Origin of the sequence: Sulfurimonas indica (assembly GCF_009192995.1) — a bacterium.
In the GTDB taxonomy this organism is placed as follows: domain Bacteria; phylum Campylobacterota; class Campylobacteria; order Campylobacterales; family Sulfurimonadaceae; genus Sulfurimonas; species Sulfurimonas indica.
On the sequence record NZ_SDID01000014.1, the window covers coordinates 1 to 23,368 of the forward strand.

Consider the following 23,368-nt stretch of genomic DNA (forward strand, 5'->3'; position numbering starts at 1 on the left):
TTGGTTGAATGGGCGTGAAAAGTTGTAAAAATGTTACTGTAAGTGTCAGTCGTATTGTCAGTAAAAATCCTATAAAATCAGCTGACAGTTGTTAAATCAATTGCTTGAAAGTGCCTATTTTATGGGTATTTAAAGTGGGTGGATGGGGTAGAGGGATTCGAACCCCCGAATATCGGTACCAAAAACCGAGGCCTTACCGCTTGGCGATACCCCAATGTATGTAGTTGATAGACGAAATATCAATTTGGTTGCGGAAGCTGGATTTGAACCAGCGACCTTCGGGTTATGAGCCCGACGAGCTACCGAACTGCTCTATTCCGCGGTGTTTTAAACACTTTAACTCTGTGTTTGTGAGCGAAATTATAGACAAAATTGTATTTAATGTCAAGAGTATTTTAAAAAAAATTGTTAATTTTTTATTGACCTCTTTTTAATGAAGATTGCTATATAATATGTCAATAATAAATATTGATGAAAAAGAGAAAAAATGACACCGATTGAGAGAGTTTTACAAGCCATTGAAGATATCAAAAAAGGGAAGATGGTCATCATGATTGATGATGAAGACAGAGAGAATGAGGGTGATTTGGTTTATGCTGCAGCTTTCTCCACTCCTGAACATGTAAACTTTATGGCAACACATGCAAGAGGGCTGATCTGTGTGGCACTCTCACGTGATATAGCAAACAGGTTAGACCTTAACCCTATGGTAAGTTCAAACACATCATCATATGAGACAGCATTTACTGTTTCTGTCGATGCTAAGAGTGCTTCTACGGGGATCTCTGCAAAAGAGAGAGATGATACCATCAAGATTCTTGCAAACCCTATCTCAAAAGCTGATGAACTTGTAAAACCCGGGCATATCTTTCCGCTTATCGCAAAAGAGGGTGGTACACTTGTTCGTACAGGGCATACAGAGGGTTCCGTTGACCTTTGTCGTTTAGCAGGGCTTAGTGAAGCGGGTGTGATTTGTGAAATCATCAAAGATGATGGAGAGATGGCTCGCCGTGATGATCTGGATATTTTTGCAAAAGAGCATGACCTGCATACTGTTTTTATCTCTGATATCGTAGAGTATCGTTTGGCAAATGAGCGTCTTGTAAATGAAGTAGATGTAGAGGAGATAGAGTTTTTTGGTGTAAAAGTTACACGTCATACCTTTAAAGACCATGATGGTATTGAGCATACTGCTATCTTGTTTTATAGTGCAGGAGAAGTTGCAAATGTCCGTGTGCACAATGTTATACCTGACTGTGAGCTTCTTTTAAACCAAGAGAAGTATAACAACCTTATCAAATCGATAGAGTATCTCAAACAAAACAGTGGTGTTTTACTTTTTATCAATAAAACAAATCACCAGGATAATGCTGCCATGAAAGAGTTTGGTATTGGTGCACAGATTATCAAGTCATTTGGTATCTCTAAAATGAATCTTATCACTTCTTTAAAACCAACTGACTTTGTAGGACTGAGTGGTTTTGGTCTTGAGGTCAATGAGGTTATTGATATTTAATGCTTCGACTTTTTTTAGTGTTACTGCTGTGTCTTGTGTTAGAGGCAGATGAAGGGCTTGTAACACGTCAAAAGGTACTGATGGGTACCTTTGTGACGCTTTCTGTTGAAAGTGCGCATAAAGAGCTTATAGAGCCTTCTTTTAGAGTGCTTAACAATATTGAAAAATCTCTCTCCAGTTTTGATGAAAACTCTCCGATTTATAAACTCAATCATAACAAAAGTGCTAAACTTGATAGTTACAGTTATGAAGCGCTTCAACTTTCTTTGGAGTATTACAAACAGACAGACGGCTACTTTGACATTGCCATTGGAAAAATAACAAAAGATCTGTATCGTTTTGGCCAAGATGAGCGAGTAGCTGTGAAAAAAGAATTAAAAGCAGCTTCTACAGATATGAACGGGTTTGAGTTCAACAAAGATGAAGCAATCATTACAGACGATATAAAAGTAGACCTTGGTGGAATGGGGAAGGGCTATGGAGTCGACAAAACAGTAGCATTTTTAAAAAAGCATAAGGTGCAAAAAGCCATTGTTGCATTGAGTGGTGATATTCGCTGTATCGGAGGCTGTAAGGTAATAGTAAATAATCCTCTGCGTGAGGATATACCTTTAGCAAGCTTTACGATAAATAACAGCGGTGTGAGTACAAGTGGAAATTATAATCGTTATGTAAAAGAGAAAAAGTATAACCATCTCATCAATCCAAAGACAAAAGAGTCTGCGTCTAACTTTTTGTCTGTAACACTCATTTCAAAACTGCCTTCTGCAACACTTGATGCCTATGCGACAGCTGTAAGTGTCATGCCTAAGAACAAAGCCTATATGTTTTTGGATTTACAGCCACTTGCATATATTATTTTAGAATCAGACAAGAGCTTACATATCAGCCATGATATCAATGATTATGTAGATGATCTAAAACGCAAATGATTCTGTTTTTAAGACCTTTATCTTTGTAAGTTCTTTGTCTTTATCAAGTTGCAGTTCTTTTGCTGCCTCTTTTGATATGAGTCGAAAACCTAGAGTTATTATCAGCTGGTCGCCTTTTTTCAGTTTTGTATCATAGTTGATACTCTTTTTCGCATAGATGAGTGTATCTTTTAAAACTTCTGTTGCTTCAAAAGGCATGCTTGTTTTTCCATCTTTTCCAAATGTGCGTTTAAATATGTATGGTTTTAGTGCAATGTGTTTTCCGTCTCGGACGATTTTTACTTCCAAAATACCTTCTCTGTAAGCCTGACCAAAAAGAGCATGATTGGCTTGGTTGATAATATTTACAGTAAAACCTTTTGTATCTTTTGTTACATCAATATCAATATATTTACCTAAATCTTTTGAGAACTTATGCAGACCCGCTATGCCATGGTAAGCGTGTGTCTTACTATCTCTGAGTGTTGTTTTTGAGCCCATTGTCTTTGGCATATGACAGGAGATACAGGTCTCTTTGTCTTTTTTATCAATGTAGGCATCAAGCATAACAACATCGAAGCCGTGAGCATTGTTCACGTGAGAGTGGCATCCCATACAGACATTGCCATTATAGTAGTTTTCATTATTATACTCTATTTGATGATATGGTGAGTTTTTAGAGCGTTTGATAAGACCGAAAAATGAGCTAGTTGTCTCATACTTTACTTTTGCTTTTTCTTTTTTATCGGCTTCGGCACTGTAAAAATCTCTTTTTTTGTCACTGAGCACGTTTTTATTTTGCTCGTCATGCTCTTGAATATTAGTTATGGTATGACAATAGACACATGAGATAGGCTCTTCTTTTGCCTCTTTTTGTGTTTTTGCACTTGGTGAGTGGCATGCTTTACATTCATTTTTATCTGTAACTTGTTTTTCTTTTTCAAAGACAGCTTTATAGATTTTATCACTCTCAAGAGAGGATTTTCTATGGATGGAACTGTAGTACTCTTTATAGATAAGCGGATGACACTTTTGGCAAACTTTACTCTCACTTGCCAGCAGTGAACTGAGATTAAGAACGATAAATAGTGTAAGGAGTAGTTTTTTCATAGAAAAGATTGTACCTTATTTATCATAAATTATACTTTTAAAAAGTATAAACAGAATATATAATAGTGTTACTTGGAAAAGAAAAAAGGAGATAATTTTCATATAGACAAAGAAAGAAAAGCCCATAAGAATCAAAAAAGGTGAAAAAAGTTCTAAAAAGGCACTCAAAAATGTGAGGAGTATGATAAAAGTAATCTCTTTTGTATTACGTTTTTTAGTAAAGATCACAAAATGTAGAACGACCATTACAAAAAGCCCAAAGGCAAAGATGTGAGGAAGGATGATCTTTAAAAGACCTGTATATGTTTTTGCCGGTGTAAAAGTAGCTTCATTTCCTAGGTAATAGTGCAGAACACTCTCATAGGAAAATCCAATCTTATCTGCAAATATCATGGCACTGCTTAACAGCAGTAAGATACTAAAGAGTAAAAAGTAGCCTATTGCATATCTATATGCTTTATGTAACAAGGTTGAGCTCCCATAAAGAGCGTAGTGTCATCCAAAGTGCTATGATATGCCATGCAAAAAAGGCGACTAGATAGATAGTCGTAAATTGAGCTGAATAAAAATAGGCAGCAGTAAGTGTTATCGGAGTCAAAAGTGCAAAGAAGACGAAAAGATTCATACTTAAAATGGTATTTGTTTTATGATGTAAAAGACGAATATATACGGCACTCAGTGTAAGAACAAGCATCATTAAAAAAAAGATTTGCATATGAACAAACTCTAAAAAGACAGATTTGTTCATCGGGTCTAAGAACTCATCGGCATTTCCAAAAAGTGTTGTTTGAATGGTACCTGTTGTGATACCCATAGTATGTGATTTTACAAAGACATCAACAAGCAGATAAAGTAGTATAAAAATTAAAAGCCTATTGAGTAAGGGCTTCATTATTTTGTCTTGTTTTACATTTTTTATCAGAGTAAAACGCAATTACTTCCCTTTTAAAAGTTTATTGTAGATTGCAAAGGCGATGCGTGAGCTGTCAGTGACACTTCTTGCACTGAGTGTTGCTCCTGTGATAGTGGGAATATCACGTGAGAGTTGCAGCATTTTATTGGTTTTTATATCTCTGAACTGCTCTTGCCATGTTTTACTTGGAATATACTCATGTGGTTCATTAAAGGCAATAATCTCGATACCTTTAAGTGTTCCATCGCTGATAAGGTACATAACAACACCATTTTTAGAGCGTACTTTTTTATTGATCAAAATTCCGTATCCAAGAATCTTTCCATCTTTTTTTGCTGTATAGATACGATAAATTTTGGTTGTCAGTTTTGTTTTTGCTTCTGCCTGTACTTTTTTAAAATCCTCATTTGAAAGAAGGATGTTTTTCTTACTTATGGTAACACTTTTACCATAGTTCTCTTTCATGGCATCTATCGGTGAAAGAAGAACTTTCGCCGATAGATTTGCTGTCAAAAAGATAAAGAGTAAAGAGAAGATAAATGTTTTTTTCATAAGCTAACTCTTGTGAATTTTTTTATCATTATAGCAAAACTCTAAAAGATAAAGCCCATAGAGAGACTAAATGTATCAGAATCTATACCACTGTTTGCATAATCATTATCTGCCATTGCATAGTCCATTTTAAAAACTACTTGCTCATGCGGATAAAAATTTAGACCTACTGTTGTAATGTTCACTGTATCAAAATTCTCTGGAGCTGTACCAACTGTTTTACTTTGTGGATTCAGGCTTTCATATTGTACAAAAAGAGGTAAAGTATAACTGCTTTTTGTCAGTGACAAGATATCAAAACTTGCATTGAGATAGCCTCCTTTGGCCTCTTTTGCTATCGATGGTGTTGTAAAAGCATCTGTTTTTGAACGGGATGTCTCTGTATAAACACCATAGAGTCTAAAACCACTGTTTGTATAGTCAATATGGGTGTCCCACATAGTAAGAGTATTGTCCGTATACAAAGAAGCACCTAAAAGCAAACCATTGATACCTGTATAATCTACTCTAAATGTTCCACCGATTTTTGGATCTGTGTTTTTAAAAGAGCCACCTCGTCCGCCACGTATCCACTTTTCACCATTTGCTGCAGTATCTAAACCTGTTATGAGTGCAGCTTTGTATGTTAGAGATTCAACTATATCTCCGTACGCCATTACACCACTTTCATTCCAGGTAGAAGGGATAAGATATTTTGCACTCTCAGGACGCTGTACTGTTGTAAAGAGTGTTGGCTCATGTCTCTCATTGATAAGTCCCATAGGCACTAAAAAGTTACCAACTCGAATGTTTGCATTTTGATTGATGAGAAAATCAAGATACATGAACTCTAAAATAACTTCGCCACCTACAGATGTCCCTCCATTATTTTCAATTCCACCGTGTTCAAACTCTATCTCTGTATTTAAAATGATATTATCAGAGAATTTATATCCTATGTAGGGTACAAACCTATAGACATCTACTGTTGAAGTAGAACCGCTTTGATTTGCAAGTTTTTTGTTTGCATAATACATTTCTCCATACCCACCTATACTTAATGGTGATTTTGAGTAATAAACTTTTGATGCAGCAGCACCAAGACCACTGTGTGATTTTTCTGTATCAACTACCGTATAATTAAATCCGGTCTTTAAATCACTTGTTTCATCAATAAGCGTCTGTGTTATCTCTTTTAGAGAAGCTATCTCTTTTTTGAGTTTAACAATATCCTCTTTCTCATCTGCAAAAGATGCACTACTTGTGAGTAACATACCAGCCAAAGCTAGTGAGATTTTTGTTTTTTTCATTATGAATTCCTTTTATTTTAATTATGATATTTACTATCAAAATCTTTTATGTTGAAATAGTACAAAATTTTTTTTATAAAGTCAATAGTTATGATAATTAATATCAATATTTAAGAAAAGAATGTTGATATATGACAACATTTTATTTACATTTAGAGGAGTATAATATAAGCGTGTTGATGGAGAATAATGATGGAAAATGTTAAATGGTTTAACGAAATAGGCATAGAGGATGTTGCAGAAGTTGGTGGAAAAAATGCTTCGTTGGGTGAAATGTATCAAAACCTCACGCAGCTAGGTGTACGTGTTCCAAATGGTTTTGCCGTTACATCAAGTGCATACAGATATATACTTGATACCAATAATGCATGGGAAAAACTCCATACAGAACTTGATAATTTAGATATAAATGATGTTGATAGTTTGCAAAAGCATGGGAAGGCATGTAGAGATATCATATATAGTTGTGAAATGCCTGATGATTTGAAGCAAGATATCTTAAATGCTTATGCAAAACTCAAAGCGGAATATGGTGAAGAGCTTTCGCTTGCTGTTCGTTCCTCTGCTACTGCTGAAGACTCTCCTGAAGCCTCTTTTGCAGGACAAAATGATACTTATCTGAATATTTCCACGGAAGATGAGCTTTTAGATGCCTACAAAAGGTGTCTCGCCTCCAATTTTACAGACCGTTCTATCCATTATAAGTATGACAATGGTTTTGATTATTTAAAAGTCTATCTTTCTGTTGTTGTAATGAAGATGGTTCGCAGTGACATAGGGACAAGTGGTGTAATGTTCTCTCTTGATACGGAAACTGGGTTTGAAGATGTTGTTTTTATAAATGCGGCACTTGGGCTTGGTGAAAATGTAGTACAAGGAAGTATCAATCCTGATGCCTTTTATGTTCACAAACCGACATATAATGAGGGTTTTCGTGCAGTACTTAAGCGCTCACTGGGCTCAAAAGAGCAAAAGATGATATTTACAGATACCATCAATCTTGACAATATCGCAGTTGAGTATACAAAAAATATTCCTACCACTCAAGAGGAACGTAGCCATTTTTGTATTACAGATGAGGATGTGATGGTACTTGCAGGTTATGCTATAAAAGTGGAAAATCATTACTCCAAAAAAGCCGGTTTTCATAAACCGATGGATATGGAGTGGGCAAAAGATGGAATAGACGGACATCTCTATATGGTTCAAGCAAGACCTGAGACTGTAGAGTCCCAAAAAAAAGGTAATGTGCTCGAGATTTATCATCTTAAAGAAAAAGGCAAAGTGATTGTTAGCGGTCAGGCTATCGGTACAAAAATTGGTCAGGGAAAGGCACACTACATAAAAGATGTCAGTGAGCTGAATACTTTTAAAGCCGGAGAGGTTTTGGTCGCTGATACCACATCACCTGACTGGGAACCTGTGATGAAGATAGCATCTGCTATTGTTACAAACAAGGGAGGACGTACCTGTCATGCGGCGATACTGAGTCGTGAACTTGGTATTCCTGCAGTTGTCGGATGTGATAATGCTACAGAGCTATTAACAGATGCTAGTGATGTGACTGTCAGCTGTGCAGAAGGTGAAGAGGGTTATGTTTATGAAGGTAGACTCGCTTTTGAGATTCAAAAGACAGATCTGAGTAATCTGCCAAAAACGAAAACAGCAATTATGATGAACCTTGGCAACCCTGATCAGGCCTTTTCACTTTCTTCCCTTCCGGTAGATGGTATTGGACTTGCCCGTATGGAATTTATCATAAATGAATATATCAAAGCACATCCAATGGCACTAAAACATCCGGAGCGTGTTGATGATAGGACTAGAGAGCAGTTACAGGAGCTCACGCAGGCATATGATTCTATGGAAGATTTCTTTGTAAAAACGCTCTCTGAAGGTGTGGCAACCATTGCATCGAGTGTTTATCCTAAACCTTGTGTGGTACGTATGAGTGATTTTAAATCCAATGAGTATGCAACACTTTTAGGTGGAAGCAGTTTTGAACTTCAAGAAGATAACCCGATGATAGGGTTTCGAGGAGCCTCACGATATGCGCATCCAAATTATGAAGAGGGGTTCGCCTTAGAATGTGCTGCGATGAAACGTGTGCGTGAGGAGATGGGCTTTACAAATGTAATCTTAATGATTCCATTTTGCCGTAGAGTAGAAGAGGGTAAGCATGTTATCGATACAATGGCGAAATATGGTCTCAAACAGGGTGAAAACGGACTGCAAATCTATGTAATGTGTGAGATACCAAACAATGTGATCAGTATTGATGCCTTTAGTGAAATCTTTGATGGTTTTAGTATAGGAAGCAATGATCTCACGCAGCTCACACTTGGCGTGGATCGCGACAGTGAAATCGTTGCATTTGATTATGATGAACGAGATGAGGGTGTTAAGGAGATGATTAAGATGGCAGTAGAAGGGTGTAAACGTAACAATCGGCACAGTGGTATCTGTGGTCAGGCACCCTCAGACTATCCTGAAATGGCAGAATATCTGGTACGACTTGGTGTGGATTCTATGAGCTTAAACCCTGACAGTGTTCTAAAAACCATACAGAACATAGGTTTTTTAGAAAAAAAACTTACAAGAGCCTAAAATGAAAATTGCATTTTTTGAGATAAAACCGGAAGAACAGGAGTTTTTTACAAAAGCTTTGGTGTCCGAGAAGCTCTTTTTCTTTGAAGATACCATTAATGAAGTTATTTTAGAAGATAGAGATTATGATATTGTCTCTGTATTTGTGCATTCAAAAATTTCAGATGAGATTTTAGAAAAACTTCCGAAGTTACAATATCTGCAAACACGTTCAACAGGTTATGATCATATAAAATGTGACTTGCTTTATAAAAAAGGTTTGCTTCTTTCGAATGTGGCAGGATATGCCGGACCTGCTGTCGCAGAATTTTCCTTCTCTTTACTTTTAAATGCTACACGGCATACGCATACAGCACTAGGGCGAACAAAAGAGGGTGATTCTCACTATAGTGATCTAAAAGGAATCGAACTCTTTGGCAAAACAATCGGTATTTTGGGCTTAGGTACGATTGGCTCCCAGATGGCACGTATCGCTTGTGGTTTTGGTATGAAAGTACTGACATATTCTCGGACAAAAAAAGATATTGTAGATGAACTGCAAATAGATTTTTGTAATCTTGAGATAGTTCTCAAAGAGAGTGATATCATTATGATGGCACTTCCACTCACACCAGCAACACGGCATATATTAAATATGGAAAATAGTAATTTACTAAAAAAGAGAGCTATAGTTGTAAACACTGCTCGAGGTGAACTTATTGAAGATAATGTATATGAAAAAGTAGCCAATATATTTTGTTTGGATGTTATTAGTAAGCAAGAATATATAAAAGAAGATAATATTCTCTATACACCACATATGGCCTACTACACAAATGAAGCACTGCAGAGAATCATGCAGATTTCTCTAAAAAATATAGAAGCATTTTTATCATCAGAGGCATTACCCAACTGTTTAAAACTGCCGTGTCAAAAGGACTATAGATGAGAAAGGGAAATGATGAGCTTTCTAATCTGACAGGACTGAGCGAAGAAGAAGTTCATGAACGACTGCAAAAATACGGTTACAATGAGATAAATGAGAAAGAGGAGAGTTGGTTACATCGTTTTTTTCGTCGATTTTGGGGACCAATTCCATGGATGATTGAAGTTGCAGCCATTCTTTCTGCAGTTGTGAAGAGATGGGAAGACTTTATTATCATAATTATTTTACTCTTCGTGAATGCTATAGTTGATTTCTATCAAGAGTCCAAAGCTTTGAATGCAATAGCAGTGTTAAAGAAAAGATTAGCACGAAAAGCATTGGTATTACGTGAAAATGAATGGATGGAAATTGATGCAAAAGAGATAGTACCTGATGATATTATAAAAATAAAGATAGGCGATATAGTACCTGCAGATGTTGCGTTGTTGCAAGGAAGTGAGTTTTTGCTTGTTGATCAGTCTGCACTTACAGGTGAATCTTTGCCTGTTCGAAAAAAAACAGGTGAGACATTGTATGCAAATGCCATCATTAAACAGGGTGAAATGGTAGCACGGGTTACACAAACAGGAAAAAATACCTATTTTGGAAAGACAGTTGGACTTGTGGCAAAAGCCCAAAATGAAGAGGTAAGCCATTTCCAAAAAATGGTTATAAAGGTAGGGAATTTTTTAATCTTTTTAACACTCTTTATGATTGCTATCATTATTTATCATGGTATCCAAACAAATCAGCCTACAGTTGAGTTATTAATCTTTGCACTTGTTTTGACAATCTCTGCTATTCCAGTTGCCATGCCGGCAGTTTTAACTGTTACTATGGCCATAGGTGCAAGAGCTCTGGCTGCCAAAGAGGCTATTGTGAGTCGCTTGGCTGCTATTGAAGAGATAGCAGGTATGGATGTATTGTGTTCCGATAAAACAGGCACATTAACACAAAACAGAATGAGCCTGGCGGAACCATATTTAGTAAAGGATACAACGCAAGAAAAACTGATGCTTTATGCAGCACTGGCAAGTAAAAAAGAGAATCAAGATCCTATTGAAAAGCCTATCTTTGATTATATAGACAAATATAGCCTTCAAAGTGAAATTGCAGCACATAAATTGAAAAAATTTCTTCCATTTAATCCTGTTCATAAAAGAACAGAAGGGATTTATGAAGATGAAAATTGTGAACTTATCTTTACAAAAGGTGCCCCGCAGGTTATTATAGAACAGAGTGATGAAAAAGAGTTTGACAAAGAAGCAGCTTATAAAAAAGTAGAATATTTTGCTTCTGAGGGTTTTCGAACCTTGGGTGTCGCTTATAGAAAATGTGAAGAGGATCTGTACCATTTTATAGGACTGATTCCTCTTTTTGATCCACCTCGTGAAGATTCTGTAGAAGCTATAGCCGAAGCCAAGGCAAAAGGTATTACAGTTAAAATGATTACAGGAGATAATCTTGCTGTTGCAAAATATATTGCATCTTTGCTAGATATTGGAGAAAAGATAGAGGATATCCATATACTTAAAGGAGAATCAGTCGAGGAGTATATCTATCTTTCAAAAATATTATCCAAAGCTATTGTTCAGTCATTACAACCTGATGTAGCACAGGAGAAGATAGATGAAGAGGTAACCAAGATTGTTAAAAAAGTTCAAAAAGAGCTTTATAATATGCCGCTTCCAAAAGGGAGTGTTAAAAAACATGAGTCAGAGATCATTGCACTTATAGAGTATGCTGACGGTTTTGCACAGGTTTTTCCTGAAGATAAATATTTTATAGTCGATGAACTGCAAAAGGCCGACCATATTGTCGGTATGACAGGAGATGGGGTCAATGATGCACCGGCACTTAAAAAAGCAGATTGTGGAATAGCAGTCAGTGGTGCTACAGATGCTGCACGTGCTGCAGCCGATATTGTACTTATGGCTCCTGGTCTGAACGTGATTGTTGATGCTATTAAAGAGTCAAGACAGATTTTTGAACGTATGAAAAGTTATACAATTTTTCGTATTGCTGAAACCATACGTGTCATTATTTTTATGACACTTGCAATTGTTGTATATGATTTTTATCCTATTACCGCTTTGATGATAATTATACTTGCACTTCTTAATGATATACCAATTATGAGTATAGCCTATGATAATACAAAGTTGCGTGAGACACCTGTACGCTGGGATATGAAAGAGGTTTTTGTTCTGGCTTCCTGGTTGGGAATAGCAGGAGTGCTTTCTTCCTTTTTACTCTTTTGGATATTAATCTCATATATGGATCTGCCACTTGAACTGGTTCAAAGTCTGTTTTTTGCAAAACTGGTTATTGCCGGACATGGTACAATATACAATATGCGTATAGATGACTGGTTCTTCAAACGGCCATGGCCTTCTAGGACACTTTTTGGTGCAACTTTTTTAAGTCGTGTTACTGGAACAATAATTGCCGTATATGGTTTTGATCTGATGGCGCCAATCGGTTGGGGATGGGCTGGCTATATGTGGGCTTATGCTCTTGTGTGGTTTGTGTTTAATGATGCTGTAAAAATGGCTGTACTTAAATATTATAGAACAAGATATAATGAGGATATCATATGAAAAATGAAAAAACAAGTTTACCTTGGGAACATCCCAAACTAAAAGCGGAAGATCCAAAATCGTTAGAGCTTATTAAAAAGATTATGAAAAGTCCTACATATACTATGGCTGAACAAGATGAAGCGTTTATGCACTCTTATGAAGCTAGAGGAATTCGTCTTGAAATCGACTATTTAAAAGCAGAGCTGAAGATGAATGAATATGGCATCGAGCATACGATAGTTGTCTTTGGGAGTGCACGTATAGTTGAGCGCGAGACTGCACTGAAACGACTGCGAACCATTGAAGAGATGCTTCAAAAAAATTCAGATGATAGAGAGCTTTTATGGGAACTGTATGTTGCTGAACGTATGGTTGGAAAGAGTATCTATTATGAAGATGCAAGAAAATTTGGGCGTTTGGTAGGAAAAAGCGGAGAGACTGTCGAAGATTGTCGTGTTACTTTAATGACAGGTGGTGGTCCAGGTATCATGGAAGCAGCTAACCGTGGCGCTTATGATGTTGGAGCAAAAAGTATAGGACTCAATATCAAACTCCCGCATGAACAGTATCCAAATCCTTATATAACCCCTGATTTATGTTTCTTGTTTCACTATTTTGCAATAAGAAAGCTTCATTTTTTAAACAGAGCCAAGGCTTTGGTTGTGTATCCTGGAGGTTTTGGAACTTTTGATGAACTTTTTGAGACCTTGACACTTGTTCAGACAGGAAAAACAAAAGATATACCTGTGATTTTAGTAGGGAAAAAGTACTGGAAAAAAGCGATAGACTTTGAATTTTTAAAAGATGAAGGCGTAATCGCTCCTGAAGATATAGATGTATTTCATTATGTAGATAATGCTGAAGAAGCTTGGGAGTATATACTCTCTTGGCATAAAAAACAAGGAAAACCACTCTATGAATCTTAATCCTGAATTACTTCACTTTCTCGTTGTAACTGTTTTTAGCTTTTTAATCGGTCTTGAAGTAAAATCATACCGCAGTCAGTTTACAAATGCAGAGAGTGAGAATTATTTCTTTGGTGATGTCCGAACATACAGTTTTGTAGGTATTTTGGGTTATGTTCTTTTTCTACTGGAGAGTACAACTTTACTGCTTTATCTGGCAGGTTTTTTTTCTATAACACTTCTTTATGCAATTTTATACAGCAGAAATCTTTTAGAAAAAAAACGCAGTATCTTACTTTATATTGTAATGCTCCTGGTTTACAGTTTTGGTGCATTGATCCAAACGCAACCACTTTGGATGAGTGCACTGTTATATGTAAGTATTGTTTTTATTCTCAATTCAAACAGAGGTATTGAGAAGTATGTAAAAAATATCAATATCAGTGAGTTTGAAACACTTGGAAAGATGGTACTGCTCTCTGCTGTTATATTACCACTACTCCCTGATACAAAAAGTATTCCTTACATTCCACTCTCCCCGTTTAAAATATGGCTTGCCGTTGTTGTAATCTCGGGTATCAGTTATGGTGGCTATATCTTGCAAAAGTACTTTTTCCCATCAAAGGGCTACTTTTTAACAGGGATTTTTGGAGGCTCTTACTCTTCAACGGCCACAACGGTTGTCCTGGCTCGTAAGGCAAAACATCTTGGAGGGCGTAATGTCATAGATGCAGCCATTATCTCAGCGACTTCGGTGATGTATCTGCGTCTTATTGTAATAGCACTTTTGTTTAATTTTGAGATTGGAAAGATGCTTTTGTTACCATTTATAGTGTTGGCGGTATTTGGTTTTACTGTAGCAGCTTTCTATCTACGAAATACACAAGAGAGAAAAGAACACCCTGACATTGTTGATAAAAACCCTTTAGAGTTGAAAACTGCATTTATATTTGCCTTTTTATTTGTTGCGATGATGATTATCACACAGTATGTGACAGAGGATTATGGAAAAGTTGGACTTGAGATTCTTGCGTTTGTTGTTGGTTTTACAGACATTGATCCTTTTGTTCTCTCAATCCTCACAGGAAAATTCAATATAACATCAATACAGATTACAGTAGCCATTATGATAGCAGCAGGAAGTAATAATTTATTAAAAGCTCTCTATGCGCTCTGGTTTGGCAGTGTCAAAAAAAGTTATAAATCAGCGTTGTGGTTGGCAGTTCTAGGTGTTGTCACTATCTCTCTGGGACTTGTATATGAAAATGTTTTATAAAGGTTGAAAAGTATGAATAAGTTACTTGCAGAAGAGATATATTATTTGATGGTACTGGGTCGTAAGTTTGAGTATGCAGCCAAAGAGAACTATATGAAGGGAAATATATCAGGCTTTTTGCATCTTGATATCGGACAGGAAGCTTTGAGTGTAGCTGCCATTAAAGCGTTTGAAAAAGGAGATGTGTTTTCCACGTACCGTGAGCATATTATGGCCATGGCAAGGGGAATTGAACCTAAAGCTGTCATGGCAGAACTTTTTGGAAAAGCAAGCGGTGTGAGCGGTGGTAAAGGTGGAAGTATGCACCTCTTTGAACCTTCACGCTTCTTTTACGGCGGGGATGCCATTGTCGGTGGACATATTCCAAATGCAGTAGGGTGTGCGTATGCTAGAAAGTACCAAGGCAGTGATGATGGTGTGATGGTTATCTTTGGAGATGGGGCTACAAACGGTGGAGCTTTTTTTGAATCACTCAATATTGCTGCAACACAGAAACTTCCACTGCTCTTTTTATGTGAAAACAATGAATACGCAGATGCTCCACCACTGCGACTAGCCGGAGCAGATACACCTATACCCTATAACAGAAAACTCGAACTAGCTTCCATACCAACACCACAAAGTATTGCGGATGATATTATAGAGTGGGGAAGGAAAAACGATGTATGATATAGTGATGCCCCAACTCTCAGACTCGATGGATGATGGAAAGCTTATAGCATGGAAAGTAGATGTTGGTCAGACAGTCAAGAGTGGTGATATAATAGCTGAAATCGAGAGTGACAAGGCGATTATGGAGTTGCAGAGTTTTCAAGATGGTATCGTTGAAGCCCTGCTCGTTGATGAAGGTGCAGAAGTGCCTGTCGGTACCGTTATAGCAAAGATCGCAACAGATGAAAAAGTGGAGCAGGCAGTAAAGAAAAAAATAGAAAAAAAAGAAATAAAACAGAGTAAACCAAAAGAGCTCAAAGAGCAAAAGAAAAAAGAAGCAAAAAGAGATGAAAAAGAAAAAATTGAAATCTTGAAAATAGAGTCTGCAGATGGAGTTTCGCCAAAAGCACGTGCCAAAGCAGCACAATATGGCATAACACTCCAAAATCTCATGCAGCATACACAAAAGGTTCAACTGCATGCAGATGATGTAGAGAGGTATATAAACGAGCACTATTTTACACCAAAGGCACAGAAGCTTCTTTTAAAGTATAAACTAGAGGCTTCACTCTTTGCATTAAATCATAAAATAGATGAAGTTGAACTGCAGGAGTATATCGACGAACATGAGATTCCGCTCCCTTGTGCAATAAGTTCTATGCAAAAAGCCATCATTAGCAATGTAACATCTTCAGCAAAGAAACCGGTATTTCATATTTATGAGTATGTTGATGCAACACTCTTACAACAGAATGTACAATACAGTATAACAGCCTGGTTTATCAAGATTTTTGCAGACATTATGATGCGACATGATACATTTCGCTCACGTTTACAGAAAGAGAGTCTCTCTGTCTATCCAAATGCTTCTATATCTTTAGCTGTTGCAGATACAAAAGAGCTTTACATGCCTGTTATAAAAGATGCAAACAAGCTGACAATTACAGAGATAGATACAATGCTTAAAAGCTTTAAGTCAAAACTGCAAAATAAAAGCTTTACACAAGAAGATATGCATGGCTCAACATTTGGCATATCAAATCTTGGTATGCTTGGCATTAAGCAGTTTGATGCGATGATAAAAAAGAAGATACTGCAATAGTCGCTATCGGTGCAGTGGAGAATGGTAAAATCGCTATAACACTTACAGCAGACCACAGGCTGATAAATGGTTATGAGGCAGCACTTTTTATGCAAGATGTGAAAAAAGAGCTGAGTAATCCTCTTAATTTTAAGGATTAGACGATGTATGACATAATTTACATAGGTGGTGGACTTAACTATGCTGGTGCCATTGTTGCAGCAAAAAATGGGAAAAATGTGGCGCTTATTGAAAAAGATCTTAACCAGCTTGGTGGTGTATGTCTGCAAAAAGGGTGCATTCCTTCAAAGATGTTTTTACATTATGCCAATTTGGTGTATGAGAGTAAAAACGAGATACTGCAAGGGGAGTTGGAACTTTGTCAAAAAACACTTTTTGAAAAAAAAGATGCATTGCTCAAAAGTGTAACAAAAGTTGTGCAAAAGCAGTGTAGCCATTTTGAACTGATTGAAGGGGAAGGGAGCGTTGTTGCTCCGCATAAAGTTGAGGTAAACGGTAAGGTTTTAGAAGCTGAGCATATTGTTATGGGAACGGGTTCAGCGCCTTTTATTCCTGAAGGTATTGAGTACAATAAAAAAGATATCATTGTAAGCGATGAGGTGTTACAACTGCAAGAACTTCCAAAAAAAGTTGCTGTTTACGGTACTGGGGCTATTGGACTTGAGATGGCAAGTTTTTTTGCAGCTGCCGGAGTTGAAGTTTTTCTCATTGACAGGTCTGAAAATATTTTGTTCAATGCGCATCCAAAAATCATCGAATCATTGAAAAACCAGCTTGAGAAACTGGGTATCAAGCTTTTACAAAATCATCCAATAAAAAGTGCAAAGAGTACAAAAAAAGGTGTACATATAACATATGAAGGTAAAAGCAGTAAATATTTTGAGATGCTCTTAGTGGCTACCGGACGCAGACCAAATGTCGATGTCGTTGCCTGTGATGATATAAAGGTGGAACGTGGAATTGTAACTGACACTCATTTTGAGACAACGCTGCAAAAGCATTATGCTATAGGAGACTGTAATGGCAAGGTCAAACTTGCTCACGCAGCACGAGCTGAAGTTCTGAACGTCACAGAACGTATTCTTGGAAAAAAACCTCGTATACTTAACTTAGAGCATGTTGTGAAGTTTATCCATACTTTGCCAATGAGGTATGCTAGAGTTGGAAAGAATAAAGCAGATTTAGAAGAACAAAAGCTAGAGTACAAAGAGAGTATTATAATGCTCAATCAATTTACATATTCAGTTTATAATCATGCAAGTAATGGTGTAATGGTCAGTTATATTGATAGAGAGGGATTTGTTTTGGGTGCGGAGATTTTTGCTCCAAATGCAGAAGAGCTTATCGCACCGGTTGCAATAAGTTTGGCAGGGGAGATGGACGCTGCATCGGCAAAACGAACCATCTTGGCACATCCTACATTTTCCGAAGCCTTAGAGAGAACATTTTATAAGTTATGATACTGCACAAATGGGGCGAAGTAGAGTATGGTAAAGCTAGAGAGATGATGCAGAATGTTCATACAAAAGCCTTGCAAGATGGAAAGAATCATCTCATCCTCTGTTCACATCCCAATATTTTTACGGTTGGCAGTGACAGAGATGAGGATTTTTGTGTCGGTGTTGTTCAGAGTGATCGGGGTGGCTCCATCACCTGTCACTCAGAAGGGCAAAATATTTTTTATTTCTGTTTTCAAGTGAATAATCCGGTACAGTTCTATAAAAAAGTTTTGAATGCTTTTGAGAATTTTTTTATACAACATCTCTCGGAAGTTTTTTATGATAAAAAGAGGGCAGGCTTTTATATTCAAAACCGTAAGGTTGCCTCTTTGGGCTTTCGTTACTCCAAAGGAGTTTCTCTTCATGGTGTAGCTTTAAATGTTGATGTGGATTTGGATTTTCATGCACAGGTCAATCCCTGTAATTTAGAAGGTGTAGAGCCAACTTCACTGAGAGCTGAAGGTGTGATGCTTACGCAAGAAGAGGTAAACAGTAAGATACTACACTTTTTAGAGAAGAGTTTTGATGATGCATTACAAACCTAAAGTCAAAGCTCCACATCCAGAGTTGATACAAAAGATGCAAAATACTCTACGTGAGTACAGTTTAAATACTGTTTGTGAGACTGCAGCATGTCCTAACAGAGCTGAATGCTATGAAAGAGAGAGTGCTACTTTTATGATACTTGGGGATGTCTGTACACGCTCTTGCAGCTTTTGCAATGTAAAAACAGGGCATGGGGTGGCAGTTGAAGCAAAAGAGCCTGAGCATTTGGCATCAGCTATTGCAGCGTTGGGGCTGAAATATGTTGTCATTACTTCAGTGGACAGAGATGATCTAAAAGATTATGGATCAAAACATTTTCTTTCTTGTGTCCGTGCTGTTAAAGAGAAAAATCCAGATATCAAAATAGAGCTTTTAACACCTGATTTTCGATTTTCTCAAGGAGCTTTGGATACAATCATAGTAAGTGATGTACACAAACTTGCACATAATCAAGAGACGGTTAGGCGTTTAAGTAAGACTATAAGACCACAAAGTGATTATGATAGGTCACTGCAAGTCTTAGAATATTATGCAAAGTACTCCAAGTCCAAGATTAAATCATCATTGATGGTCGGACTAGGTGAATCTGAATCTGAATTGTATGAGGCAATGCAAGAACTATTAGATGTTGGAGTAAGTGAACTGACAATAGGGCAGTATTTACAACCAACACAAAGACATCATAACGTTGAAAAATACTATGCACCGGAGTTTTTTGAAGTAATGAAGCAAGAAGCCTATAGAATGGGTTTTTGTGCTGTGGCTTCGGGTACACTTGTGAGAAGTTCTTATTTCGCTGAGGAGTTGGGAAGATGAAGAATGCAAAACTTGTTTTAATGCGACATGGGCAAAGTGTCTATAATCTACAAAACCGTTTTACCGGTTGGAGTGATGTGGAGCTAAGTGAACAGGGTGTGCGTGAGGCCAGAGAAGCAGGAGTGCTTTTAAAAAAACATAAAATCTATCCGGATATCTGTTTTACTTCATGGCTTAAACGTGCCATTCATACAGCAAATTTGGCTTTAGAAGAGCTTGAGTGGGAGCACATTGATACACTTCGTTCTTACAAGCTAAATGAAAGACACTATGGAGCGTGGCAGGGAAGAGATAAGAAGAAGGTAAAACAGCAAGAGGGTGCAGCAAACTTCTTGGCAGTTCGTCGTGGTTATGATGTGCCACCACCACCTCTACGTGAGGATGACGAAAGAGTGGTCTGGAGAGATAAAAAATATGCCGCAATTCAAAAAGAGCTTTTACCTTTGAGTGAGTCATTAAAAGATACAAAAAAGAGAGTTGTGGAGTATTTTGAAGCTGTGATAAAAAAAGAACTGCAAAAGCATTCCACTGTTTTAATCTCGGCTCATGGAAACTCCCTGCGTTCTTTAGTAATGTATCTGGAGAAGATAAGTAAAGAGGATGTCGTGAGACTTGAAATTCCAACAGGAGAGATAATTGTATACGCTTTTAATGAGAAGCTCAATATCATTAAAAAAGAGGTTTTCAAAGGATGAAAAAATGAGTAGTCATAATCACCACCATCATGCAGTAAGTGGTAGAAATCTTTTTATTACGATAGTTTTAAATATTATTATTACACTCTCTCAAATCATAGGAGGAATCTTCTCTGGTTCTTTGGCACTATTGAGTGATGCGATGCACAACTTCAGTGATGTTTTGACTTTACTTATTGCATGGTTGGCTAACAGACTTGCTCAAAAATCTTCTACACAAAACAGAACATTTGGGTATAAACGGGCAGAGATTTTAGCAACACTCTTCAATGCTTCTGTTCTCATAGTTATCGGCGTCTTTTTAATTGTAGAAGTCTTCCAAAAGTTTTATCATCCTGAGGCGATAAACTCTCTGTATGTTATCTGGCTTGGAGTACTGAGTATCGTACTAAACTCTGTCAGTGTTCTACTTGTAAAAGATGATGCCCATACAAATATGAACATCAAAGCAGCTTATTTGCATCTGCTCACAGATGTCATGACAAGTGTTGCCGTTGTCGGTGGTGGTCTGTTGATGTACTACTATGATCTGTTTTGGCTGGATCCGTTGGTATCACTACTTATAGCACTCTATCTTATTAGTGCCTCTTTTAAGCTTGTGAAAGAATCTGTTTCGATTTTAATGCAGTTTACTCCTTCTTCTATTGATGTGCAGGAGCTCATAGCAATGATAAAATCTTTGGATGCCATAGATAATGTCCACCATATTCATCTATGGCGATTAAATGACCATGATATCCATGCAGAAGCACACTTAGATTTTACAGAGAATGTTACGTTAGAGAAGGCTTCACAAATTATTGATATACTTGAAGAAAAATTAGCCGATACCTTTGGTATCAATCATGTGATATTTCAGTGTGAATACAATAGAGATGACAATAAAGCGGAGATTGTGTAGATGTCTAAAATACTTCTTTTAGAAGATGATGAAGTCTTAGCAGAGACTTTGAGTGAGCTCTTGGAGAATGAAGGTTTTGAAGTAGTTCATGTTACAAATGGAGAGATGGCACTTGATGCTACTTTCAATGCAAATTTTGAACTCTTTTTACTTGATGTAAATGTGCCACAGCTCAATGGTTTTGAACTTTTAAAGAGTCTGCGTGAGGCGGAGAACACGACACCTGCCATATTCATTACATCTTTAAACGATATTGCTTCACTCTCAAAGGGTTTTGAAATCGGAGCAGATGATTACATTAAAAAACCTTTTGATTTTGATGAGCTTTTAGTTCGTATCAAAGCACTCATCCGTAAGTCATATCACAGTAGGTCAAATCTCCTGAGTGTAGCAAACTTTGCTTTTGATATTGAGAAGAACGAACTCTATAAAGATGATATTTTTGTAAAGCTTTCTCCTTATGAGCTACAAATCGTAAGACTATTTTTTAAAAATCTCAATCAAACGCTTTTGAAAGAAGATCTTTTAGAAGAGTTAGGAGACGGCAGGGAGATGAGCGAAGGAGCACTGCGTGTGCATATCGCAAAACTACGAAAAACAGGACTCAATATCACAACCATTAAGGGAATAGGATATCGCCTTGCGTCATCATGAAAAAGTAGCTTTTTTAAAGTTTTTTATTACATATTTTGTCAGTGTTGCTCTTTTGATTCTGGTGGCCGGATTTTTCTATTTTGAGCAGACCAAAGGCTATCTTTTACGGATGGAGGAATTTTCACTCATAGAGTATGCCAGACATATAAAGATGGGTGAAAATCTGGATACATTTGGTAAAGATTACCACCATGATTTTCTGCGTGACAAGCAACAATATATAGATATTCGAAATTTTAAAGCTCTAAACGGGGAATTTATAAAAATTATACCAATGAATCACAATACATACTATTTGCAGGTTTTTAAGTCGAAACACAGCTATGATGAGAATCTCTGGAATCTAAAAAAGAGGGTCATAGCTGTTCAGATACTACTGCTTTTGATGTTTGCATTTTTAAGTTACAAGCTTGCAAAAAATGCGCTCAAACCTTTGCAGGAGAGTATCTCTAAACTCGATAAATTTGCAAAAGATTTGATACATGACCTTAATACTCCGGTTACGTCAATAAAGCTTAATATGAAACTTTTGGAAAAAAATCCAACACTGCAAGGTGATAAGATTGTCGCGCGTTTAAACAAAAGTGTCCATAATATCTCGGAGTTGCATGAAAATCTTAATATCTTATTGCAAGAGGAGACCTTCCAGATGCAGCGTATCAATATCTGTACACTTGTCAATGAAGTGGTTGATATTCAAAAAGGGCTCTATAGCAGTATAAACTTTCAAGTTGACTGTTCTGATTTAAAAGTCAAACTCAATCCTAATGCCACAAAACAGATACTTCAAAACATCATATCAAATGCCTGCAAATACAACTCTCAAAACGGCTATGTCAAGATTTATCAAAAAAACGGTGCTTTGTATATTGAAGACAGCGGAAAGGGTATTAAAGAGCCTGAAAAGATTTTTGAGCGCTCTTACAGTGCCGAGCATAGTACAGGCATTGGTCTGGATATTGTCAAAAGGTTGGCGCTTGCGATGGATATCACTATTGAAGTGACAACTTCCGACAGAGGAAGTTGTTTTATTTTACGATTTACGTGAGATTATTCTAAAATATCACGTTGGTCCTGTGTGAGAACCTTACGGGTATTGAAAATACATCTAAGGTGAATCATTGTTGCTTTTGCACGTAGATTAGCGAGCTTATAGACATCTTTTTTCAGTGATGCTGGATTGGCTCCTTTGTTGCTTGAGAGAACTATTTTACTCTCAAGGGCCATAATCTCTCTTTGCAGTTTCTGTACTCCGCTAACAGTCGCTTTTCTGATCTTAAGTAACTTTCGCTTTTGTGCTTTTGTAAGAGCCAAATCTTTGTCATCCCACATCATTTTGATCATCATTGTTAAATGTGGCAGTTTTCCTTGAATCAAAAATGGTTTTGATTTGGTCTTTTTTTGGGGATTTGCACTAAGTGTTACAGGTGTGAGTGTTGCTGTAATGAGAAAAGCACAAAAGAGAAGACCTAGAGTTGATTTTATAGACATAATATAGTCCTTTGCTATTAAGATGTATAATTATAAGGAGATACTATTAAGAGATTGTTAACAGATTAAAAGAAGGATAGTGATGTTTTACTACTTAAAATGGAAAAGAGAATAGGAATTATATATCAAGATATGTTGATATATATAAAAATTTATGTTAGAGTTACACAATTAAATAAATACAGAGGTAAATATGCAAAAAAATGTAAGTAAAACACAAAATGGTGTGAAGATTAACTTTTTAGGATCTGTTGCAAAGCAAAATATTGTAACAATGGTACAAAACTGTGCAACAGGACAGTGCGAGTGTATGAGTGATGATACAAAGGCAAAGATAAAAGATATGCAGGTAGAGGGAAGTGATGGGAATGTTGAACTCTCGCTTGAAGGTGATGTCTCGGTTGAAGAGATTCAAGCAGCACTGGAAAAATCAAAGGTACTAAATTAA

The 23,368-nt window shown here is 36.9% G+C and carries 24 protein-coding genes and 2 tRNA genes; 18 read left to right on the top strand and 8 right to left on the bottom strand.

Features of this window, described 5'->3' with window-relative positions; all coding sequences use genetic code 11:
• Positions 1-139: 139 nt before the first annotated feature.
• Positions 140-214, bottom strand: a tRNA-Gln gene (locus ES948_RS07440).
• 31 nt (positions 215-245) lie between these two features.
• Positions 246-322: transfer RNA gene (locus ES948_RS07445), tRNA-Met, on the bottom strand.
• Between the two features lie 165 nt (positions 323-487).
• On the opposite strand from ES948_RS07445, the gene ES948_RS07450 reads away from it, so the two are divergent.
• Both ES948_RS07450 and ES948_RS07455 read left to right on the top strand, forming a co-directional pair.
• Positions 488-1,516 (top strand): bifunctional 3,4-dihydroxy-2-butanone 4-phosphate synthase/GTP cyclohydrolase II, encoded by a 1,029-nt coding sequence (locus tag ES948_RS07450; protein ID WP_152184324.1) that lies wholly within the window; start codon positions 488-490, stop codon positions 1,514-1,516.
• Complete coding sequence (locus ES948_RS07455) at positions 1,516-2,448, top strand: FAD:protein FMN transferase (protein ID WP_188109481.1); 933 nt, start codon at positions 1,516-1,518, stop codon at positions 2,446-2,448. The genes ES948_RS07450 and ES948_RS07455 overlap by 1 nt, the downstream gene beginning before the upstream one ends.
• Here ES948_RS07455 and ES948_RS07460 read toward each other — a convergent pair.
• Genes ES948_RS07460 through ES948_RS07480 form a run of 5 tightly spaced genes read right to left on the bottom strand, consistent with a single transcriptional unit; the run spans position 2,434 to position 6,291 of the window.
• The gene (locus tag ES948_RS07460) at positions 2,434-3,537 is read right to left on the bottom strand and encodes a multiheme c-type cytochrome (RefSeq protein WP_152184325.1); all 1,104 of its coding nucleotides are present in this window, start codon (positions 3,535-3,537) and stop codon (positions 2,434-2,436) included. The two genes, ES948_RS07455 and ES948_RS07460, sit on opposite strands and share 15 nt — an antisense overlap.
• Before the next feature lie 15 nt (positions 3,538-3,552).
• Positions 3,553-4,005 carry a hypothetical protein gene (locus ES948_RS07465; protein WP_152184326.1) on the bottom strand — a complete coding sequence of 151 codons (453 nt, stop codon included), beginning with the start codon at positions 4,003-4,005 and terminating at the stop codon, positions 3,553-3,555.
• A complete protein-coding gene (locus ES948_RS07470) occupies positions 3,995-4,429 on the bottom strand; it encodes a hypothetical protein (protein WP_246153845.1) in 435 nt (144 codons plus the stop codon). Before ES948_RS07470 ends, ES948_RS07465 begins: the two co-directional genes overlap by 11 nt.
• 42 nt (positions 4,430-4,471) lie before the next feature.
• Complete coding sequence (locus ES948_RS07475; RefSeq protein WP_152184328.1) at positions 4,472-5,002, bottom strand: FMN-binding protein; 531 nt, start codon at positions 5,000-5,002, stop codon at positions 4,472-4,474.
• Between the two features lie 41 nt (positions 5,003-5,043).
• Complete coding sequence (locus tag ES948_RS07480) at positions 5,044-6,291, bottom strand: porin (protein ID WP_152184329.1); 1,248 nt, start codon at positions 6,289-6,291, stop codon at positions 5,044-5,046.
• A 192-nt stretch (positions 6,292-6,483) separates the two neighbouring features.
• On the opposite strand from ES948_RS07480, the gene ppsA reads away from it, so the two are divergent.
• From ppsA to ES948_RS07555, 15 genes are read left to right on the top strand one after another with little or no spacing between them, the layout of a single operon-like run.
• A complete protein-coding gene (gene ppsA, locus ES948_RS07485) occupies positions 6,484-8,898 on the top strand; it encodes a phosphoenolpyruvate synthase (RefSeq protein ID WP_223176045.1) in 2,415 nt (804 codons plus the stop codon).
• A 1-nt stretch (position 8,899) separates the two neighbouring features.
• Positions 8,900-9,826, top strand: a complete 927-nt coding sequence (locus tag ES948_RS07490; RefSeq protein WP_152184331.1) for an NAD(P)-dependent oxidoreductase — start codon at positions 8,900-8,902, stop codon at positions 9,824-9,826.
• Positions 9,823-12,402, top strand: a complete 2,580-nt coding sequence (locus tag ES948_RS07495; protein ID WP_152184332.1) for a plasma-membrane proton-efflux P-type ATPase — start codon at positions 9,823-9,825, stop codon at positions 12,400-12,402. The genes ES948_RS07490 and ES948_RS07495 overlap by 4 nt, the downstream gene beginning before the upstream one ends.
• On the top strand, positions 12,399-13,310 hold the full coding sequence (locus ES948_RS07500; RefSeq protein WP_152184333.1) for an LOG family protein: 912 nt from the start codon (positions 12,399-12,401) through the stop codon (positions 13,308-13,310). Before ES948_RS07495 ends, ES948_RS07500 begins: the two co-directional genes overlap by 4 nt.
• A complete protein-coding gene (locus ES948_RS07505) occupies positions 13,300-14,565 on the top strand; it encodes an MgtC/SapB family protein (protein ID WP_152184334.1) in 1,266 nt (421 codons plus the stop codon). Before ES948_RS07500 ends, ES948_RS07505 begins: the two co-directional genes overlap by 11 nt.
• A 12-nt stretch (positions 14,566-14,577) precedes the next feature.
• Positions 14,578-15,234 carry a thiamine pyrophosphate-dependent dehydrogenase E1 component subunit alpha gene (locus ES948_RS07510; RefSeq protein ID WP_246153846.1) on the top strand — a complete coding sequence of 219 codons (657 nt, stop codon included), beginning with the start codon at positions 14,578-14,580 and terminating at the stop codon, positions 15,232-15,234.
• A complete protein-coding gene (locus ES948_RS07515; protein ID WP_152184335.1) occupies positions 15,227-16,318 on the top strand; it encodes a 2-oxo acid dehydrogenase subunit E2 in 1,092 nt (363 codons plus the stop codon). The genes ES948_RS07510 and ES948_RS07515 overlap by 8 nt, the downstream gene beginning before the upstream one ends.
• Before the next feature lie 14 nt (positions 16,319-16,332).
• Positions 16,333-16,458, top strand: a complete 126-nt coding sequence (locus tag ES948_RS11165; RefSeq protein ID WP_188109482.1) for a 2-oxo acid dehydrogenase subunit E2 — start codon at positions 16,333-16,335, stop codon at positions 16,456-16,458.
• Between the two features lie 3 nt (positions 16,459-16,461).
• Positions 16,462-17,778: a dihydrolipoyl dehydrogenase family protein gene (locus ES948_RS07525; RefSeq protein ID WP_152184337.1), complete on the top strand. Its 1,317-nt coding sequence runs from the start codon at positions 16,462-16,464 to the stop codon at positions 17,776-17,778.
• Positions 17,775-18,362: a lipoyl protein ligase domain-containing protein gene (locus ES948_RS07530; RefSeq protein ID WP_152184338.1), complete on the top strand. Its 588-nt coding sequence runs from the start codon at positions 17,775-17,777 to the stop codon at positions 18,360-18,362. The genes ES948_RS07525 and ES948_RS07530 overlap by 4 nt, the downstream gene beginning before the upstream one ends.
• Complete coding sequence (lipA, locus tag ES948_RS07535; RefSeq protein WP_246153847.1) at positions 18,343-19,179, top strand: lipoyl synthase; 837 nt, start codon at positions 18,343-18,345, stop codon at positions 19,177-19,179. Before ES948_RS07530 ends, lipA begins: the two co-directional genes overlap by 20 nt.
• Complete coding sequence (locus ES948_RS07540; protein ID WP_152184339.1) at positions 19,176-19,874, top strand: 2,3-bisphosphoglycerate-dependent phosphoglycerate mutase; 699 nt, start codon at positions 19,176-19,178, stop codon at positions 19,872-19,874. The genes lipA and ES948_RS07540 overlap by 4 nt, the downstream gene beginning before the upstream one ends.
• 4 nt (positions 19,875-19,878) lie before the next feature.
• Positions 19,879-20,775 carry a cation diffusion facilitator family transporter gene (locus ES948_RS07545; protein ID WP_152184340.1) on the top strand — a complete coding sequence of 299 codons (897 nt, stop codon included), beginning with the start codon at positions 19,879-19,881 and terminating at the stop codon, positions 20,773-20,775.
• Positions 20,776-21,429, top strand: coding sequence for a response regulator transcription factor (locus ES948_RS07550; protein ID WP_152184341.1), 654 nt, complete (start codon positions 20,776-20,778; stop codon positions 21,427-21,429).
• Entirely contained in the window at positions 21,416-22,477 is a 1,062-nt protein-coding gene (locus ES948_RS07555; RefSeq protein ID WP_152184342.1) for a sensor histidine kinase, read from the top strand. The genes ES948_RS07550 and ES948_RS07555 overlap by 14 nt, the downstream gene beginning before the upstream one ends.
• Positions 22,478-22,479: 2 nt before the next feature.
• On the opposite strand, the gene ES948_RS07560 is transcribed toward ES948_RS07555, so the two are convergent.
• A complete protein-coding gene (locus ES948_RS07560) occupies positions 22,480-22,920 on the bottom strand; it encodes a hypothetical protein (RefSeq protein ID WP_152184343.1) in 441 nt (146 codons plus the stop codon).
• Between the two features lie 193 nt (positions 22,921-23,113).
• Here ES948_RS07560 and ES948_RS07565 point away from each other — a divergent pair, with 193 nt between their 5' ends.
• On the top strand, positions 23,114-23,368 hold the full coding sequence (locus tag ES948_RS07565) for a hypothetical protein (protein WP_152184344.1): 255 nt from the start codon (positions 23,114-23,116) through the stop codon (positions 23,366-23,368).